Annotated in this window: 17 protein-coding genes; 3 read left to right on the top strand and 14 right to left on the bottom strand. The window is 61.3% G+C overall.

Annotation, left to right across the window (positions count from 1 at the left end):
* The 13 genes from lpxA to rpsB all read right to left on the bottom strand — a co-directional run bounded on the left by lpxA (window position 1) and on the right by rpsB (window position 13,020).
* The gene (lpxA, locus tag CCD76_RS00690) at window positions 1-768 is read right to left on the bottom strand and encodes an acyl-ACP--UDP-N-acetylglucosamine O-acyltransferase (RefSeq protein ID WP_087717644.1); all 768 of its coding nucleotides are present in this window, start codon (window positions 766-768) and stop codon (window positions 1-3) included.
* Complete coding sequence (gene fabZ, locus CCD76_RS00685) at window positions 765-1,208, bottom strand: 3-hydroxyacyl-ACP dehydratase FabZ (RefSeq protein WP_071231920.1); 444 nt, start codon at window positions 1,206-1,208, stop codon at window positions 765-767. The genes lpxA and fabZ overlap by 4 nt, the downstream gene beginning before the upstream one ends.
* Before the next feature lie 182 nt (window positions 1,209-1,390).
* The gene (gene lpxD / locus CCD76_RS00680; RefSeq protein WP_087717643.1) at window positions 1,391-2,431 is read right to left on the bottom strand and encodes a UDP-3-O-(3-hydroxymyristoyl)glucosamine N-acyltransferase; all 1,041 of its coding nucleotides are present in this window, start codon (window positions 2,429-2,431) and stop codon (window positions 1,391-1,393) included.
* A gap of 22 nt (window positions 2,432-2,453) precedes the next feature.
* Entirely contained in the window at window positions 2,454-2,957 is a 504-nt protein-coding gene (locus CCD76_RS00675; RefSeq protein WP_087717642.1) for an OmpH family outer membrane protein, read from the bottom strand.
* Between the two features lie 92 nt (window positions 2,958-3,049).
* A complete protein-coding gene (gene bamA, locus CCD76_RS00670) occupies window positions 3,050-5,386 on the bottom strand; it encodes an outer membrane protein assembly factor BamA (protein WP_256960996.1) in 2,337 nt (778 codons plus the stop codon).
* 173 nt (window positions 5,387-5,559) lie between these two features.
* On the bottom strand, window positions 5,560-6,915 hold the full coding sequence (rseP, locus tag CCD76_RS00665; RefSeq protein ID WP_087717641.1) for a sigma E protease regulator RseP: 1,356 nt from the start codon (window positions 6,913-6,915) through the stop codon (window positions 5,560-5,562).
* Complete coding sequence (gene ispC / locus CCD76_RS00660) at window positions 6,915-8,129, bottom strand: 1-deoxy-D-xylulose-5-phosphate reductoisomerase (protein WP_087717640.1); 1,215 nt, start codon at window positions 8,127-8,129, stop codon at window positions 6,915-6,917. The genes rseP and ispC overlap by 1 nt, the downstream gene beginning before the upstream one ends.
* Window positions 8,130-8,136: 7 nt before the next feature.
* Complete coding sequence (locus tag CCD76_RS00655; RefSeq protein ID WP_087717639.1) at window positions 8,137-8,937, bottom strand: phosphatidate cytidylyltransferase; 801 nt, start codon at window positions 8,935-8,937, stop codon at window positions 8,137-8,139.
* Window positions 8,930-9,691 carry a polyprenyl diphosphate synthase gene (uppS, locus tag CCD76_RS00650; RefSeq protein WP_071231814.1) on the bottom strand — a complete coding sequence of 254 codons (762 nt, stop codon included), beginning with the start codon at window positions 9,689-9,691 and terminating at the stop codon, window positions 8,930-8,932. The genes CCD76_RS00655 and uppS overlap by 8 nt, the downstream gene beginning before the upstream one ends.
* 63 nt (window positions 9,692-9,754) lie before the next feature.
* A complete protein-coding gene (gene frr, locus CCD76_RS00645; protein ID WP_087717638.1) occupies window positions 9,755-10,312 on the bottom strand; it encodes a ribosome recycling factor in 558 nt (185 codons plus the stop codon).
* A gap of 10 nt (window positions 10,313-10,322) precedes the next feature.
* A complete protein-coding gene (pyrH, locus tag CCD76_RS00640; RefSeq protein WP_087717637.1) occupies window positions 10,323-11,078 on the bottom strand; it encodes a UMP kinase in 756 nt (251 codons plus the stop codon).
* A 159-nt stretch (window positions 11,079-11,237) separates the two neighbouring features.
* Window positions 11,238-12,107: a translation elongation factor Ts gene (gene tsf / locus CCD76_RS00635; protein ID WP_087717636.1), complete on the bottom strand. Its 870-nt coding sequence runs from the start codon at window positions 12,105-12,107 to the stop codon at window positions 11,238-11,240.
* Between the two features lie 172 nt (window positions 12,108-12,279).
* The gene (gene rpsB / locus CCD76_RS00630) at window positions 12,280-13,020 is read right to left on the bottom strand and encodes a 30S ribosomal protein S2 (RefSeq protein WP_071231810.1); all 741 of its coding nucleotides are present in this window, start codon (window positions 13,018-13,020) and stop codon (window positions 12,280-12,282) included.
* Window positions 13,021-13,373: 353 nt separating this feature from the next.
* Between rpsB and map the strand changes: the two genes are divergently transcribed.
* Both map and CCD76_RS00620 read left to right on the top strand, forming a co-directional pair.
* Window positions 13,374-14,165 carry a type I methionyl aminopeptidase gene (map, locus tag CCD76_RS00625; protein WP_087717635.1) on the top strand — a complete coding sequence of 264 codons (792 nt, stop codon included), beginning with the start codon at window positions 13,374-13,376 and terminating at the stop codon, window positions 14,163-14,165.
* Between the two features lie 39 nt (window positions 14,166-14,204).
* Entirely contained in the window at window positions 14,205-16,880 is a 2,676-nt protein-coding gene (locus CCD76_RS00620) for a [protein-PII] uridylyltransferase (RefSeq protein WP_087717634.1), read from the top strand.
* A 55-nt stretch (window positions 16,881-16,935) separates the two neighbouring features.
* Here CCD76_RS00620 and copM read toward each other — a convergent pair whose 3' ends face one another.
* Complete coding sequence (gene copM, locus CCD76_RS20280; RefSeq protein ID WP_087717633.1) at window positions 16,936-17,343, bottom strand: CopM family metallochaperone; 408 nt, start codon at window positions 17,341-17,343, stop codon at window positions 16,936-16,938.
* Between the two features lie 212 nt (window positions 17,344-17,555).
* Here copM and CCD76_RS00610 point away from each other — a divergent pair, with 212 nt between their 5' ends.
* On the top strand, window positions 17,556-17,918 hold the full coding sequence (locus tag CCD76_RS00610; protein ID WP_087717632.1) for an ArsC family reductase: 363 nt from the start codon (window positions 17,556-17,558) through the stop codon (window positions 17,916-17,918).
* Window positions 17,919-17,958: the final 40 nt, after the last annotated feature.

The following is a 17,958-nucleotide window of genomic DNA, read 5'->3' as shown; positions in this document are numbered from 1 at the left end:
CTAACGGGTGATTCCACGTTTGGAGGCTTTCAACGAATCGACGAAGCGGCGCGTCTCGTCGAACGAGAAGCGGCTCTCCATTTCGCTGATGGCCTGCTCGAGCGTCAGCCCCTTGCGGTAGACCAGACGATAGCATTCGCCCAGCGCCCGCACCGCTTCCGCCGAGAAACCGCGACGCTTCAAGCCAATGGAGTTCAGGCCATGCGCCGCGGCAGGGTTACCGTTGACCATGATGAACGCGGGAATATCCTTGGTGATGATCGATCCACCGCCTGCCATGGCATGCTCACCCATGTGGGCAAACTGATGAATGGCCGAGAGCCCCCCCATGATGGCGAAGTCACCCAGCGTCACGTGGCCGGCCAGCGTGGCCTGGTTGGCGAGAATGCAATCGCTGCCAATCAGGCAGTCATGGCCCACGTGGGAGTACGCCATGAACAGATTGCGGTTACCGATGGTGGTCACGCCGCGATCCTGAATGGTGCCGCGGTGAATCGTCACGCTCTCGCGAACGACGTTATCGTCGCCCATCTCGAGCCGTGTCGCTTCACCAGCGTACTTCTTGTCCTGGCACTCTTCTCCGACCGACGAAAACTGGAAGATCCGGTTACGTTTACCGATTCGAGTCGGCCCCTTGATCACCACGTGCGGTCCGATCACGCAGCCGGCGTCGATTTCGACGTCGGGTCCGATCACGCTGAAGGGACCGACTTCGACGTCATCGGCCAGTCGGGCGGAGGGATCGACGATGGCGGAGGGATGAATCAAGCGACTTTCCTCTCGGCACAGATGATTTCGGCTTCGCAGGCCAATTCGCCATCGACCGTGGCTCGGCAGGCAAACTTCCAGATGCCTCTCTTGCCCTTGATGACATTGGCCTCGAGACGCAGTTGGTCTCCCGGCATGACCGGACGCTTGAAGCGTACGTTATCGCTGCCGACGAGATAATAGACGTAGCCGTCGGCCGGCAGCTTGTTGACCGTCTTGAAGCCGAGGATGCCACAAGCCTGCGCCATCGCTTCGATGATCAGCACACCGGGCATGATCGGATGATGAGGGAAATGGCCGTTGAAGAAAGGTTCGTTGATGCTGACGTTCTTGTACGCCACGATCGATTCGCCCAGCGTGATCTCCATCACGCGATCTACCAGTAAAAACGGATAACGATGCGGTAGATACTCGCGAATCTGGTTGATGTCCATGATCATCAATACAACCTCTGAAATAACGAAATGCCTGCCCCTACACTTTTGACCAAGGGCAGGCACAGGGAGGCAAAACGGCGTTCACCCATTTGGGCGGGCATTATACAGGCGCACCGGACGACTGCCAGCTTCGGGGGCGTGATCGAGATGGCCCGGGAGGGCTCCCCGGATCCATCAGAGAACCCTCAGGCGTCGCGAATATTGCGCTCGAGACGGGTCAATCGCTTGGCGATTTCGTCGAGCTGCTTGAAGCGTACAGCGTTTTTTCGCCACTGACTATTCGACATCGAACCGGTGCCGGAGGAATAGACGCCAGGCTCCGGAATCGAATTCGTGACCAAGCTCATGCCGGTCACCTGGACGCCATCGGCCAGGGTCAGATGACCGGAGAGCCCGACGCCGCCGCCCAGCAGACAGTGACGGCCGACCTTGGTGGAACCGGCGATTCCGACGCAGCCTGCCAGCGCGCTGTGGTCGCCGATCTGCACGTTGTGGGCAATCTGGACCTGGGAGTCGATCTTGACCCCGCTGCCAATCTGCGTGTCGCCCAGCGCCCCGCGATCGATGCTCGAGCAGCTGCCGACTTCGACATCGTCACCCAGCGTCACACCGCCCAGCTGAGCGATCTTCTCCCAGTGCTTGCCGTCGTGGGCGAATCCGAACCCGTCACCGCCGATGACACAACCGCTGTGCAGGATGGCACGCTCGCCGATGATCACGCCGTGATAAAGCGTCACGTTGGCATGGAGCCGGGAGCCGCGACCGATCGTGGTATCGGCGCCAATGAAGCACCCTGCGCCGATGACGCAGTCATCAGCAAGGACGACGCCGGCTTCGATGACGCAATGGGCACCGATCTCGACACCCTCGCCCAGGGTCGCCTCGGGCGATACCACCGCCGTCGAATGCACGCCTCGAGAGACCTGATTGACCAGCGGATCGAACAGCCGCGACAGCTTGGCGTAGCCCAGATAGGGGTTGTCCAGCTCCAGTCGCGGACAGGGGCAGCTGTCGCCATGAGCCGGATTGACCAGCACGGCACCGGCGCGAGTCGTGGCCAGATACTTCAGGTAAGCCCGATTGGCGAGAAATGCCAGATCCGACGGGCCGGCATCGGTCAGCGTCGACAGCCCGCTGACACGCAGGTTCGCGTCACCGACCACGCGAGCGTCGATCCGCTCGGCGAGTTCGCCAAGCGTGTAAGAGGTAGAAGCATCTCTCTTCATGAACGGGCGCCGGTTTGAACCATTAGTTGAGCGAATTGAAGATCTGCGTGACTTCGGAGGTAATATCGAGGCTGTCACCCGAATAGACCACGGCATCACGATCCACGACCATGTCCAGATCGCGCTCGTCGACGACCTGCTGAATCGCCTGGTCGAGCTTGGGCTTGGCGCTCTTCAGGTACTGCTGTTCGGCCTGCTGCTGCGCCTGGGAAATCTGGCCCCGCAGCTGCTGGAACTGGCCGCCCTTCTGGCGCAGCTGCTGGGTTACCGAATTGCGCTCGGACTCGGACATCACGTCCCCGTCCTTCTGCAAACGCTGCTGCAGCTGTTGCAGCTCCTGGCTCAACGACTGCGCCTGCTGTTGCTGAGCGCTGATACGGTTTTTCAGCTGATTCATCGATGCCTGGGCAGAATTGGAAGACATCAGCGCTTCACGCCAATCGAGCACGCCCACTTCCGTCGCCATCGCCGGTACGGAAACCATCGTCAGCAAACCGAGCCCGAGAACTCCTGCTATCTTGCGCATGCGGCATCTCCTTGAAACTAGACAGACCAACTGTCTGAAAATCGGTCTGGACTCACGACGCCACCAGGATGCCGTGAATCCAGGGCATGATATTAGAACGTCTGACCCAGCGAGAACTGGAACACCTGCGGGTCGTCGCCGTCCTTCTCGTTCAGTGGCTTGGCCACGCTGAACGTCAGCGGTCCGACCGGCGTCAGCCAGGAAAGCCCCAGGCCCACGCTATAGCGCAGGTCATCGAGATTGACCCCGCTGTCGCAGCTCGACGTGTAGCCGTCCGGGACGGCGTAGCAGTCGGTCAGGTAAGTATTACCGCCATCGAGGAAGATGCTGGTCTGCAGGGACCGGCGGTCCTCGATCCACGGGAACGGGTAGATCAACTCGGCAGACCCTTCGACCAGGACGTTACCGCCCAGGGTATCGTCGTCGCCATCGCCACGCTCCGTCGTCTTCGGTCCCAACGTATTGCCGGTGTAGCCGCGCACCGAGCCCAGACCGCCCGAGTAGAAGTTCTCGTAGAACGGGTAAGGATCGTTGGAGCCGAGCGTATCGGCATAGCCCAGATTGCTGCTGAACTTGAGCGACCAGTCGGGATTGAGTTCGAACAGCTTCTGGCCACGGTAGCGCAGCTTGTAATACTCCGCATCCGACCCCGGGATGGCGGCTTCCAGCGAGACCCGCTGATAGCTGCCCGCCGTCGGCATGATCCCGCGGTTCAGATTGTTGCGGGTCCAGCTGGCTGTCAGCTTGTAGTTGAAGAAGTCTTCGCCCTGATCATCGGTGTACTGGACGATCTCCGCCGACGTGTCGTCGTAGGTATCGATCGAGAGGTTCTCGAGCCCGACACCGAAGTTGAGGCGCGACAGGTCGTTGATCGGGTAGCCGAAATTGATGTTGCCGCCATAGGAGTCGGTCGAGTAGGTCGAGATGTAGGAATCTTCGTAATCGGTCTCGCGGTAGAAGACGTTATAGCCGCGCGAGATGCCGTCGAGCGTCCAGTACGGATCGGTGAAACCGAAATTGATGTTGGTGAAGGTGTCGCTTCGCTGTGCGCCGATATTGACCCGGTTACCCGTCCCCAAAAAGTTGTTCTGGGACAGCGCCGCGCCGTAGATGACTCCGGCCGTCTGAGAAAAACCGACGCTCGCCGAGATGGAGCCCGACGGCTGCTCCTGAACGTTGTAGGTTACGTCCAGTTGATCCGGCTCGCCGGCCACCGGCCGGGTGTCCACGTCGACCTGCTTGAAAAAACCGAGCCGCTCGAGACGTTGACGTGACTGCGAAATCTGATCGGTCGAGGCAGGTGCCCCTTCCATTTGGGTCATTTCACGACGCAGCACTTCGTCCTGTGTCGTGGTGTTGCCTTCGAAGTTGATCCGGCGAACGTACGCACGGCGGCCGGGATCGACACGGAAGGTGATATCCACGGTATCGCCCGCCTCGTCCACGGTAGGCACCGCCTGGATATCCGCGAAGGCAAAGCCCTCGGCACCGAGCTTCTGACGCAGCGCTTCCGAGGATTCGGTCAGTTTGCTCTGGGAGAAATATTCACCCGACTTGGCCGTCACCAGCGAGCGCGCCGTAGACTCGTCGATCTTCAGATCACCATCGAAGCTGATCTCGTCGAGCTTGTAGCGCTTGCCTTCATCGACATTGATGGTGACGAAGATCCGCGACTTATCCGGACTGATCGACACTTGAGTCGAGCTGATCGCGAAGTTGACGTAACCGCGGTCGAGGTACCAGGAACGCAGCGTCTCCAGATCGCCGGACAAGGCTTCGCGGGAATACTCGTCGTCGGAGAACCAGCCGAAGAACCAGCCCGGCTTGTCCTCGAGCTGGAACAGATCGCTCAGGGTGTCGTCGTCGTAGGCTTCGTTGCCGACGACGTTGATCTGGCGAATTTTCGCCACTTCCCCTTCGTTGATATCGATATTGACGCGGACCCGGTTGCGCTCGAGCTGTTCGACCGAGGTCTTGATGTTCGAGCTGTAACGCCCCTGAGACTGGTAGAGACGCTCGAGTTCGCGCTGCATCTCCTCCAGCGTCGAACGCTGCAGCACCTGACTTTCGGCCAGGCCGGCGTCGGTCAGACCCGTGCGCAGGTCATCGTCGGAAATCTGCGAGTTGCCTTCGATATTGATCTCGGCAATGGATGGCCGCTCGACCACGTTGACGATCAGCACGTCGTTATCGCGGGAAAGCCGAATGTCGTCGAACAGCCCGGTGTCGAATAGCTGCTGGGCAGCCTCGCCCAGCTTCTGCTCATCGACCGTCTGGTCGGCGCTGACGGGGAAAGCGTTGAAAACGGATGCAGCCGAGACGCGCTGCAGCCCCTCTACACGAATATCCGAAATCTCAAAAGGTGCCGCCAGCGCAACGGGAGAGCTGGCCAGCAGTAGTCCTGCCAATCCGATGGTCTTGAGTTTCATGCAATCAATCGCTTCTGTGGGGTCCGCCCGCGTATCGAACAGGCACCTTATACATTTCTCCCTACGACTGACAAGCTCGCGCCTGCCACACGTGGGGTCTTCCCGTGCACCGACATCCTCGACACTGACCGCCAACGACATCCCGTCGCTGGCGCCGCATCAAATCCCTGTCATCACAGTCGCATCAGATCGAAGTAGAGCGCCATCATCATCAGGCACCCGACCAGCGCCACGCCGACGCGCAGGCCCATCGCCTGGGCGGTTTCCGACACCGGCTTGCCTCGAACCAGCTCGATCAGGTAATAGGCCAGATGCCCCCCATCGAGTACCGGAATCGGCAACAGGTTCAGCACACCCAGGCTGATCGATAGATAAGCCAGGAAGCCGATGAATGTCTCGACCCCGCTGCGTGCCGAATCCCCGGCAATGCGAGCGATGGTGATCGGGCCCGACAGGTTCGAAGGCGATATCCAGCCGACGATCATCTTGCGGATCGAGTCCGCTGTCAGCCAGGTCATCTCGCCCGTCTTGGTCACTGCCTGCCCGATCGCCTCGATCGGACCATAGCGAATCTCGCGGCGATAGGATTCAGGCCACTCGACCGCCTGTGATGCGGCGCCGACGTAACCAATATCCCCGCCATCTTCGGCCTGCCTCGACTCCGGCCGCAGCGTGATGCTGCGCGTCACGCCATCTCGCTCGACGTTCAGGGACAGGTCGGTGCCGGGATGGCTGCGAACGACATCGACGAACGCCACCCAATCGGTAACCGGTCTGCCGTCGACGCTGACAATCCGATCTCCTGCTTCCAGTCCGGCACGGCTCGCGGGGCTATCCTCGAGCACGCGCCCCAGCATCGCCGGGACTTCGGGCCGCCATGGCGTGATACCAAGAGACGACATCGGCTGCGGCGGATCCTGACGCACCAGCCACTTCTGCACCGGCACGTCGTGCGTTCGCGTCGCGCTATTCGAGGGATCACGAGTCGTGAACCGCAGCTCGCCATCGGCGCCGATGGCCGCGATCAGCTGCAGATTGACCTCGTTCCACGACGGTGTCTCGTGGCCCTCGACACTGACGATCTCCTGACCGCTGCGCAAACCGCCCTGGAAAGCGACCGAATCCGGCGCCACGTCGCCGATCACCGGCGCTACCGTGGTCGAGCCGTAAACGAACAGCGCCCAGTAGGCCACTAGAGCCAACAGGAAATTGGCAATCGGCCCCGCCGCCACGATCGCGATCCGGGCCCAGACGCTCTTGCGATTGAAAGCGCGATCGAGTTCTTCCGGCGCTACCGGCCCCTCGCGTTCGTCGAGCATCTTGACATAACCGCCCAACGGAATGGCAGCGATGGCATATTCCGTGCCCTGCCGATCGCAGCGCGACCACAGCGGCTTGCCGAAACCGACCGAGAAACGGAGCACCTTGACGCCACAACGACGGGCCACCCAGAAATGCCCGAACTCGTGAAACGTGATCAGCAGACCGAGTACGACGATGACCGCCAGTACGTTCTGGATCGTATCCATCACGCCCGCCCCTCCTGGAAAGACCGTTGACGCAGCAAACGCTCGGCCAACTGCCGTGCTCGTGCATCCTCGCACAATACCACGTCGAGCGAATCCGCCGCGCGCACCTCGGTCGCCTCCAGGGTCGCCTGCACCAGACGGGCGATACCCAGAAAAGGGAGCTTCCCATCGAGGAACGCCTGCACCGCCACTTCATTGGCAGCATTGAGACTCGCCGGTGCCGTACCGCCTGCCGTCATGGCCTCTCGTGCCAGTCGCAGGCAGGGGAAGCGCGCTTCGTCCGGCGCCTCGAAATCGAGCCGGGATACCGCGAACAGGTCGAGAGGCTCGACCCCGGCTTCGACTCGCGCCGGCCACGCCAGCCCATAGGCAATCGGTGTCCGCATGTCCGGATTCCCCATCTGCGCCAGCACCGAGCCGTCGGCATAGCCGACCATCGAGTGAACAATGCTTTGCGGATGGACGACCACCTCGACCTGATCGGGTTCGGCATCGAACAGCCAGCAGGCCTCGATCAATTCGAGCCCCTTGTTCATCAGGGTCGCGCTGTCCACCGAAATCTTGCGACCCATCGACCAGTTGGGATGGGCGCAGGCCTGCTCCGGCGTCACCGCTTCCAGCGCCTCCAGAGACCATTCGCGGAACGGTCCGCCCGAGGCGGTCAACAGCAGCCGCGACACGCCGTGACGGGACAACCCGCCACGGTGCTGCATAGGAAGACACTGGTAGATGGCATTATGTTCCGAGTCGATGGGCAAAAGTGTGGCGCCGTGGCGCGATACGGCATCCATGAACAATCCACCGGACATCACCAGCGCTTCCTTGTTGGCCAGCAGGACACGCTTGCCGGCTTCCACGGCTGCCAGCGTCGGCAACAGGCCGGCTGCGCCGACGATCGCCGACATCACCACATCCACCTCGGGCGCCCGAGACACCTCCAGCAGCGCCGCCTCACCATGACTGACATCGATATGAGCGAGGCGGGCCTCTCGCAGCTGGGATCTCAGCCACTGTGCGTCGCAGGCCGTGCCGATCACCGCTCGTTCCGGCTCGAAGCGCAGACAGATTTCCAGCAACGCTTCTCGGGAACGATGCGCGGTCACCGCATGGAGCTGATACAGGTCGGCATGCCGAGCGATCACGTCCAGCGTGCTGCGACCGATGGAGCCGGTTGCACCCAGCAGGGTGACCTTGCGAGAAGATGATGAGGGCATCAGCGTACTATCCCAGCCAAGGGCGAATCAGAGCGAAGAGCGGAACGGCAGCGGTCAGGCTATCGATACGATCGAGAACGCCCCCGTGCCCCGGTAGCAGATGACTGGAATCCTTCAGGCCGCGAAAGCGCTTGAGCATGCTTTCGAGTAGATCCCCGATGACGGAAATGAACGCTACGACCAGCGCCACGGCCAGCAAGGCCAGCGTCTGACGACTGTCGAGAGAGAGACACGCAGCGTAGATGGAGGCCAGTATTGCCACCGCTACCCAGCCACCATAGACACCCTCCCAGGACTTGCCTGGGCTGACGTGCGGTGCCAGCTTGCGGCGGCCGAAGCGACGACCGGCGAAATACGCGCCGATGTCTGCCACCCAGACCAGCAGCAGTACGAACAGCAGCCACTCGCTACCGCCCTGACGCAACTGGTAGAGCCCGACCCAGCAAGGCAATAGCACCCAGGCTCCCATGCCAAGGCGCAGTACCGGCGGCTGCCACTGTTCAGTCTTTTGGGGATAGCGCGAAACCCACCAGGCGTTGATCGACCAGCCAATGGCGCCGATCCATAGTGGCCAACGATCCAGCATCCAATCCGCCCACCAGGCAATCAATAGAACCAGCCCGAGACCAGCGGTGTAGAGGAGTCGCAGCTTGACATCGTCGAACCCGGCAAGACGCGCCCACTCCCAGGCGCCAAGCAGCAATACCAAGGCGGTAAACGTCGCGAAGCCGCCCCCCGATAGCCCAAACAGGCCACCGAGTGCCAGAGGCGCCAATACCAGCGCCGTCAATATGCGCTGCTTAAGCACCCTGGGCCTCGATCTGCTGCTGGCTCATGCCGAAACGGCGCTGACGTTGCTGAAAAGTCTCGAGCGCTGCATCGAATGCCGCACCGTCGAAATCGGGCCACAGCTCCGGCGCAAACACGAACTCCGCGTAGGCAAGCTGCCATAACAGGAAATTAGAGATTCGTTGCTCCCCACTGGTGCGAATGCACAGATCGATCGGTGGTTCCTGACTCAGGCATATCTCGCGATCCAGCGCCGTCTCGTCGATGGCATCGGGACTCATCACACCCTCGGCAACCTTGCGCGCCAGGCGCTGTGCTGCGGAAGCGATGTCCCAACGGCCACCGTAATTGGCCGCCACCACGAGATGCATCCCCGTATTGTCGCGGGTCAGTGCTTCGGCACGACTCATCGATTTCTGCAAAGACGACGAGAAACGCTGACGATCGCCAATGATGCTGAGACGAATATCGTTCTCGTGAAGCTTTTTCACCTCGCGCTTGAGCACCAGCATGAAAAGCTCCATTAGCGCGCTGACCTCGGCCGAGGGCCGGCGCCAGTTCTCGCTTGAAAAGGCGAAGAGCGTGAGAGTCTCGATACGTTGCTCTGCCGCACGTCGAATGACCGCACGCAGCGATTCGACGCCAGCACGATGTCCTTGCGCGCTGGAAAGCCCTCTGGCGCGCGCCCAGCGATTGTTGCCGTCCATGATGATCGCCACGTGGCGAGGCATCGGCGACATCGCTTGAACGTCACGCGACTGCATGTCTGTCATGATAGCTCGCAAGACAGGTGGACAGTGGCGCCCGACCCCTGTCGAGCCCGGGCAGCCCGACCCTCATACCTGCATCAGATCGTGTTCCTTGGTTTCCAGGAGCCGGTCGATGTCGGCGACGTGCTTATCGGTCAGCTTCTGGATTTCCTCTTCGCCGCGGCGCTCCTCGTCTTCGTTGATCTCCTTGTCCTTGAGCAACGATTTGAGGTCCCCATTGGCGTCACGGCGTATGCTGCGGATCGCAACGCGCGCGTTTTCGGCCTCGGCACGCGCCTGCTTGATATAGTTGCGGCGTGTCTCCTCGGTCAACGGCGGCATCGGAACCCGGATCACGTTGCCCGCCGTGGCAGGGTTCAGCCCCAGGTCGGCCATCATGATCGCCTTCTCGACCTTCGGCACCATCGGCCGCTCCCAAGGGGTTACCGCCAGGGTACGAGCATCTTCGATCGTGACGTTGGCGACCTGATTGATCGGCATGTTGCTGCCGTAATACTCGACCATCACCGCGTCGAGAATGCTCGGGTGTGCCCGGCCCGTGCGGATCTTGTGGAAGTTGTTCTGGAGCGCTTCCAGGCTCTTCTTCATGCGCGCGCTAGCGTCTTTCTTGATATCGTCGATCATGTCCTAAACCTCAATCAATCAGCGTGCCTTCTCGCCCACCGACTACCAGATTCAACAGCGCCCCAGGCTTGGTCATGTCGAAGACGCGAACCGGCATGTCATGGTCCCGTACCAGGCAGATGGCGGTCAAATCCATGACGCCAAGCTTCTGGTCCAGCACGTCATCGTAGCTCAAACGCTCGTACTTGACGGCTTCCGGATGCTTGACCGGATCCTTGTCGTAGACACCATCGACCTTGGTTGCCTTGACCACCACATTGGCGTCGATCTCGATGCCTCGCAGGCAGGCGGCAGAGTCGGTCGTAAAGAATGGGTTACCCGTACCGGCAGAGAAGATGACCACGTCACCGGACGTGAGATAGCGAATCGCGGTACGCCGATCATAGTGCTCGACGACACCACTCATGGGAATCGCCGACATCACCCGCGAACGGATGTTGGAACGCTCCAGCGCATCGCGCATCGCCAGCGCGTTCATCACCGTGGCCAGCATGCCCATATGATCGCCGGTGACCCGCTCCATGCCCGCCGCATGCAGCGCCGCGCCTCGGAACAGGTTGCCGCCGCCGATCACGATCCCGATCTGAACACCGATACCCACCAGTTGACCAATTTCCAGTGCCATGCGATCGAGCACCTTGGGATCGATACCAAAGTCCTGCTCACCGGTCAGCGCCTCACCTGACAACTTCAGCAATATGCGCTTGTACTTCGACTTATCGCCGCGCTCATTGGGCTTATTGGGTCGATCGATGACTTCAGGCATGATGCTCTCTCCTGGTTTGACGAGTCGGGTTCGGCAGGTCATGACAGATGAACTTCTCATCTGCCGGATACGCGATGGCGTGCGCTTTCGCGCACGCCATCGATGGGGCCGGAACCAGGCGATGATACCTGACTCTCAACCCCAGGCATTACAGGAAACTCAGCTGCGACGAGCCTGTTCCATCACTTCCTTGGCGAAGTCGACTTCTTCCTTCTCGATGCCCTCACCGACCTCGAAGCGCGTGAACCCGACGACTTCGCCGCCAGCGGCCTTGGCATATTCCGCGACGGTCTGATTCGGATCCTTGACGAACGGCTGTTCGGTCAGGCTGTTCTCGGCCAGGTACTTCTTGAGGCGACCCTGAACCATCTTCTCGGCGATTTCTGCCGGCTTGCCTGCCATGTCCGGCTGCGCCAGGATGATCGCCTTCTCGCTGTCCAGCTGCGCCTGCGGCATGTCTTCCGGACGCGCGACGACCGGATTGATCGCGGCCACGTGCATGGAAATGTCCTTGGCCACTTCCGGGTTGCCGCCCTTGAGAACGGTCAGCACGCCGATACGATCGCCATGGACGTAGGCACCGACAACGCCGCCTTCCGGTGCTTCAACGACGACCGCACGACGCACGGAGATGTTCTCGCCGATCTTCTGCACCAGCTGGTTGCGGGCGTCTTCCAGCTCGCCTTCCATGATCGTGGCGATGTCTTCGGACTTGGTCTCGAAAACCTTGGCCAGAACCTTCGCGGCGAAACCCTTGAAGTTGTCATCGCGAGAGACGAAATCGGTTTCCGAATTGACTTCCAGCATCGCGGCGCAGCTGCCGTCTTCGGCGACCTGAGTCAGGATCGCGCCTTCAGCGGCAATACGACCCGCCTTCTTGGCGGCCTTCAAGCCGGAGTTCTTGCGCAGATCTTCGATCGCACGCTCGATATCACCGTCGGCTTCGGTCAGTGCTTTCTTGCACTCCATCATGCCGAGACCGGTACGCTCACGCAGTTCCTTGACTAGAGAAGCGCTGATAGCTGCCATGTTCTACCCCTGAGAATCGCTGTTTCGTCTGACGAGCGGCGCCACGCGAGCGCCACTCCGGGTGTAAAAAGGGGGCTATAGAGCCCCCCTTTTATCTACGCTGATATCGGCAGACCGACTGCCGCCCTGCGGGAGCATGCTCAGCGCAGACTCGATGCCGCTTCCCTCTTGCTTACTGGGCGGCGTCGCTCGTCTCACTTGTCTCGCTCACCTCGACGAACTCGTCGGGGCGACCTTCCTTCGCTTTGCCGCAGGCATCGGCGATCGCCTGCACATAGATCTGGATGGCACGGATGGAGTCGTCGTTACCCGGGATGACGTAATCGACGCCATCCGGATTGGAGTTGGTATCGACCACACCGATCACCGGGATGCCCAGCTTGTTGGCTTCGTTGATCGCGATGCGTTCATGGTCGACGTCGATCACGAACAGCGCATCGGGCAGACCGCCCATGTCCTTGATACCGCCGATGGAGCGCTCGAGCTTGTCCTGCTCGCGAGTCGCCATCAGGACTTCTTTCTTGGTCAGTTTCTCGAACGTGCCGTCTTCGCGCATGGTTTCGAGTTCGCGCAGACGCTTGATCGACTGACGAATGGTCTTGTAGTTGGTCAACATGCCGCCGAGCCAGCGATGGTTGACGAACGGCTGACCCACACGATTGGCTTCTTCCTTGATGATCTTGCTGGCGGAACGCTTGGTGCCGACGAACAGGATCTTGTTGTTGGAAGAGGCCATCTTCTCGACGACGCTCGTCGCTTCCAGCAGCGCCGGCAGCGTGTGCTCGAGGTTGATGATGTGGATCTTGTTACGGGCGCCGAAGATGTACTGACCCATCTTCGGGTTCCAGTAACGGGTCTGGTGACCGAAGTGTGCGCCTGCCTTGAGCAGGTCACGCATATTGACTTGTGCCATGATGACTCCTGAAGAATCGGGTTAGGCCTCCACACACCCCATGGATCCGACCGCTCGGCCAAGCCGTCACGGCACCCGGGACCATGTGTCGGTGCGTGTGTGTTTTTGATGACGCGGCAATCGTTGGAAAGCCCTCGTCGCTACTGCTCGACTACCGTGATGGCAACGATATTATGCATATCGCATGCCAGCTTACCCGCCCCGAAGACGGGTAATTGCAGTCGAGCGCGCGGATTTATACCATAGAACGCACGCAAGATGAAGTCGCCGGTCGTCTAACCCTCTCGCCAGAGGAAGCCACTCATCGACACCCGAAACGACTCGTCAATCCTACCGCCCCATCGAGAGAGCGCATGAACATTCCACGCAAGACCCCCGAAGAAATCGAGAAAATGCGCGAGGCCGGACGCCAAGCCGCCGCTGTATTGGAAATGATCACGCCACATGTGCGGGCAGGCGTCAGCACTGGCGAACTCGACAAACTCTGCGATGACTTCGTGGTCCAGGAACTCGGATCGATCTCCGCCTCGCTCAATTATCACGGCTTCCCCAAGTCTATCTGCACGTCGATCAACCATGTGGTTTGTCACGGCATTCCGGACTTCGACAAGAAGCTCAAGAATGGCGACATCATGAACATCGACGTTACCGTGAAGACACCCGATGGCTATCACGGCGACAGCAGCATGATGTTCGTGATCGGGGATACGATCCAGGGTGAGCGCCTGTGTCGTATCACCCAGGAGAGCCTATATAAAGGTATCGCCGAGGTTCGACCGGGCGTCAAGCTATCGACCATCGCCCGCGTCATCCAGGCACACGCCGAGAAAGCCGGCTACTCGGTGGTGCGCGACTTCTGCGGCCACGGCATCGGCGCCGGTTTCCACGAGGAACCGCAGGTGCTGCACTACGACGGTTATGCTCCGGAGGCCGACGTCGAACTCGCCGAAGGCATGTGCCTGACCATCGAGCCGATGCTCAACGCCGGCGGCTATCGCACCAAGGTATTGAAGGATGGCTGGACAGCCGTGACCAAGGACAAGAGCCTGTCTGCGCAGTGGGAGCACACCCTGCTGGTTACCGCCTCCGGCGTGGAAGTCCTGACGGCCCGTTCCGACGAAGACTTCAGCTTCCTGGCGTCCTGATCGTTCAGCCAACGCCCCGCCACCGGAGACGCATGCCGCATGCTGCTGCATCACTATCGCTTTCCCCCAGACCCGACGCTATTCGATGCAACGGCCTTTCGCGAGGCGCTGGCGCGGGATCGTCAACCGATCCCGCTGTTCAAACAGGCCCTCAGGGCGATCCGGGAACGTCTCGACGAGCGCTTCCGCGCTGGCGCCGACGTGCGCGACCTGGTCTACGGTCGCGCCTGGTGCCTGGACCGGTTGCTCGAAATTGCCTGGGAACGATTCGAGTGGCCGGACGATAACGTCGCGCTGCTCGCCGTCGGCGGTTACGGCCGTGGCGAGCTGCACCCCTACTCCGACATCGACCTGCTGTTGCTGCTGGGCACCGACGATGACACGCCGTATCGCGAGTCGCTGACCGGCTTCATTACCTTCCTCTGGGACATCGGCCTCGAGATCGGCCAGAGCGTACGCTCGCTCAACGACTGCGAACGCGAGGCCCGAGGCGACATCACCGTCATCACCAACCTCCTGGAAACCCGGACGCTGGCGGGGCCGGAAAGTCTGCGCGAGGCGATGCGGGAACGGCTGTCGACCCGGCACATGTGGTCCTCGGCCGCGTTTTTCGAGGGCAAGTGGCAGGAGCAGATTACCCGCCACTTCAAGCACAACAACTCCGAGTATCACCTCGAGCCCAACCTCAAGAGCGCGCCAGGCGGGCTGCGCGACATCCAGATGATCGGCTGGGTGGCCAAGCGCCATTTCGGGCCGCTGCGCTACGAGGACGTCGTCGCCCAAGGCTTCATGAACGACGCCGAACTGCGGATTCTGAGTCAGGGCCAGGCCTTTCTGTGGCAGGTGCGCTATGCACTGCACATGATCGCGGAACGCGCCGAAGACCGCCTGCTGTTCGATCATCAGCGTGCCCTGGCCAAGCTGTTCGGCTACACCGACACGCCGCAGCGTCTCGCGGTCGAGCAGTTCATGAAGACCTATTATCGCCACGTCACCGCGCTGGCGGGCCTCAACGACATGCTGCTGCAGCATTTCGACGAGGTGATTCTCCACGCAGGCGAGTCGCTCGAAGTCAAGCCGATCAATGCACGCTTCGAGATTCGAGGCGGCTACATCCAGCTGCGCCATCCCAACGTCTTTCTCCACCGCCCCGGCGCGTTGCTGGAGCTGTTCCTGGTGATGGCCCAGCATCCGGAGATCGAAGGCGTGCGTGCCGACACCATCCGCCAGATTCGCGATCACCGCCACCTGATCGACGACGCCTTTCGCGACGACCTGCGCCACCAGAGCCTGTTCATGGAACTGTTACGCAGCGGCGGCGATGTGCCGACCCAACTGACCCGCATGAACCGTTACGGGGTTCTGGGCAAGTACCTGCCCGAGTTCGGCGAAGCCGTCGGCCTGATGCAGCACGATCTGTTCCACATCTATACCGTCGACGCGCATACATTGCGCCTCCTGAGCTTCCTTCAGCGCTTCCGTGAGGAGCGGGACACCGATGAATACACCGTCGCGATCGACGTGATTCAGAAGCTGCCCAAGCTCGAACTGCTGTGGATCGCCGGCCTCTACCACGATATCGGCAAGGGCCGCGGCGGCGATCACTCGGAGCTCGGCGCGGTCGATGCCGCCGAATTCTGTCGGCGCCACGCGCTGTCGAACTGGGATACACGCCTGGTCGCGTGGCTGGTGGAACATCATCTGCTGATGTCGAAGACCGCCCAGAAGCGCGATATCTCCGACCCGGACGTGATCCACGCCTTCGCCCGAACGGTGCGCGACGAAACCCATCTCGACTACCTCTACGTACTGACCGTCGCCGACATCAGCGCCACCAATCCGACGCTGTGGAACGGCTGGCGAGCATCGCTGATGCGCCAGCTCTACACCGAGACCCGTCGCGTGCTGCGCCGCGGGCTCGACAACACCGTCGATCGTCAGGGCTGGGCCAGCGAGACCCGCGAGGAGGCATCGGGCCTGCTGCGGGCCGTCGGTGCCGACATCGCCCGTGTCACCGCGCTCTGGCAAACCTTCGGCGAGGACTACTTTCTGCAGTACACGCCCAGCGAAATCGTCTGGCAGACCCAGGGCATTCTCGCCCACCGCGACGATCATCTGCCGTTGATCCTGGTCAGCGCACCCAGCGAGGACATGACCGAGGGCGGCACCAAGCTGTTCATCCATACCCGCTCCGCCGATGACCTGTTCGCCGCCACGGCTGCCGCCATCGAACAACTGGGCCTGTCGATCCACGATGCGCGCATCGCCACGTCCAGCGACGACTGGACGCTCAACACCTTCATCCTGCTGGATGATGACGACGAAGCCATTCGCGATCCGGAACGACTGGAAACGATCCGCCGTCATCTGGTCGAGGAGCTCGACGACCCGGACGACTATCCACAGATCGTCAGCCGGCATACCCCGCGACAGCTGAAGCATTTCCGGGTGCCGATCGAGGTCATCATCGAGCAGGACCCCGCCAATGCCCGTACGTCACTGGAGCTGATCGCGCCGGACCGCCCGGGGCTGCTGGCTCGCGTCGGACGCATCTTCATGGAGCAGAACATCGCCTTGTCGGCGGCCAAGATCGCCACTCTCGGCGAGCGCGTCGAGGACGTCTTCTTCATCACCGACAAGCGCGGGCAGCCGCTGACCGACCCGGAAGCCCAGGCGCGCCTGCGCGAGCGCCTGTACGAAGTGCTAGACGTATGAAGTGCCAGGCGTATGAAGCCCCGAGGCATGGCTCACGGGGCAGCCACCAACACCCTCAGTCGACCGGTGCAGGATCGGCGTTGGCTTTCAGCCACGCCTGCATCTGTTCTATTTCTGCCTGCTGGGCCTCGATGATCTTTTGAGCCAGTGCCCGCATCTCCGGGTCATTGCCATACTCCAGCTCGACCTGGGCCATCGCGACCGCCCCCTTGTGATGCGCCAGCATGCCGGTGGCAAAGTCGACATCGGGGTCGCCGGTATTCGCCTGCTCCATGTCATGCTGCATGATCGCCGCCGCCTCGCGATAGGCATTGCCGGCCTCGCTGAGGTCGGCATGGATATCCGAGCCGGAGTGGACCTGGTGGTCCCCACTACCGCCACCGGACTGGGCAAAACCCCCAACGGCGAAAACCAGCGAGCCAGCCGCCACGATACCGGCCATCCAGCGCTTTGAAGTCATCATTCGTTATCTCTCCCCAGGAAAAATGCGACATTAGCACCGAGGTGTAACTCACAGGTCAAGCGCGACCTGACGGTTCCGATTATCTCACCGCCCGGGCCGAGCCAGCCAAGTTTTCCCGATCTGGACCCCGCGGCAAACCGGCGCGGTTTGAGCCGCCGTGCACGGACGCCTATAATCGTCCGCTTCTTCAGAGACGCTCGACGGCCCGCTGCATGACCATCACCGTTTACGGCATCAAGACCTGCGATACCTGCCGCAAGGCCCGGCGCCTGCTCGAGGAACAGGACATCGCCTATCGCTACCACGATCTGCGCGAGGACGGCCTCGAGCCACGGCAACTGGATGCCTTCCTGAGCCTGGCCGACTGGAAAACGCTGCTCAACACCCGGAGCACGACCTGGCGCCAGCTCGATGCCGCGGACAAGCAGCCGCTGGATGCCGAGCGGGCGCGGGAGCTGATGCTCGCCCATCCGACATTGATCAAGCGCCCGGTACTGCAAAGGACGAAGCCCGAAAGCGACGACACGCTGATCGTCGGTTTCGACCCTGTCCGCTATGCAGCGCTGGCTTCCTGAATGGGCCCGGCGCGCCTGATCCACGATCATCTCGACGACA

The sequence above is a fragment of the Salinicola salarius genome (assembly GCF_002179555.1).
GTDB lineage: Bacteria > Pseudomonadota > Gammaproteobacteria > Pseudomonadales > Halomonadaceae > Salinicola > Salinicola salarius_A.
Note: the sequence above shows the minus strand (reverse complement) of the source record. Positions and strands in the feature narration are given on the sequence as shown.

Excerpts from the sequence above, each read along its gene's own strand:
- fabZ (WP_071231920.1), bottom strand. The coding sequence starts at position 1,208 with ATGATCATGGACATCAACCAGATTCGCGAGTATCTACCGCATCGTTAT.
- lpxD (WP_087717643.1), bottom strand. The coding sequence starts at position 2,431 with ATGAAGAGAGATGCTTCTACCTCTTACACGCTTGGCGAACTCGCCGAG.
- rseP (WP_087717641.1), bottom strand. The coding sequence starts at position 6,915 with ATGGATACGATCCAGAACGTACTGGCGGTCATCGTCGTACTCGGTCTG.
- pyrH (WP_087717637.1), bottom strand. The coding sequence starts at position 11,078 with ATGCCTGAAGTCATCGATCGACCCAATAAGCCCAATGAGCGCGGCGAT.
- tsf (WP_087717636.1), bottom strand. The coding sequence starts at position 12,107 with ATGGCAGCTATCAGCGCTTCTCTAGTCAAGGAACTGCGTGAGCGTACC.
- bamA (WP_256960996.1), bottom strand. The coding sequence starts at position 5,386 with ATGAAACTCAAGACCATCGGATTGGCAGGACTACTGCTGGCCAGCTCT.
- rpsB (WP_071231810.1), bottom strand. The coding sequence starts at position 13,020 with ATGGCACAAGTCAATATGCGTGACCTGCTCAAGGCAGGCGCACACTTC.
- CCD76_RS00610 (WP_087717632.1), top strand. The coding sequence starts at position 17,556 with ATGACCATCACCGTTTACGGCATCAAGACCTGCGATACCTGCCGCAAG.
- frr (WP_087717638.1), bottom strand. The coding sequence starts at position 10,312 with ATGATCGACGATATCAAGAAAGACGCTAGCGCGCGCATGAAGAAGAGC.
- uppS (WP_071231814.1), bottom strand. The coding sequence starts at position 9,691 with ATGACAGACATGCAGTCGCGTGACGTTCAAGCGATGTCGCCGATGCCT.
- ispC (WP_087717640.1), bottom strand. The coding sequence starts at position 8,129 with ATGCCCTCATCATCTTCTCGCAAGGTCACCCTGCTGGGTGCAACCGGC.
- CCD76_RS00675 (WP_087717642.1), bottom strand. The coding sequence starts at position 2,957 with ATGCGCAAGATAGCAGGAGTTCTCGGGCTCGGTTTGCTGACGATGGTT.
- CCD76_RS00620 (WP_087717634.1), top strand. The coding sequence starts at position 14,205 with ATGCTGCTGCATCACTATCGCTTTCCCCCAGACCCGACGCTATTCGAT.
- map (WP_087717635.1), top strand. The coding sequence starts at position 13,374 with ATGAACATTCCACGCAAGACCCCCGAAGAAATCGAGAAAATGCGCGAG.
- copM (WP_087717633.1), bottom strand. The coding sequence starts at position 17,343 with ATGATGACTTCAAAGCGCTGGATGGCCGGTATCGTGGCGGCTGGCTCG.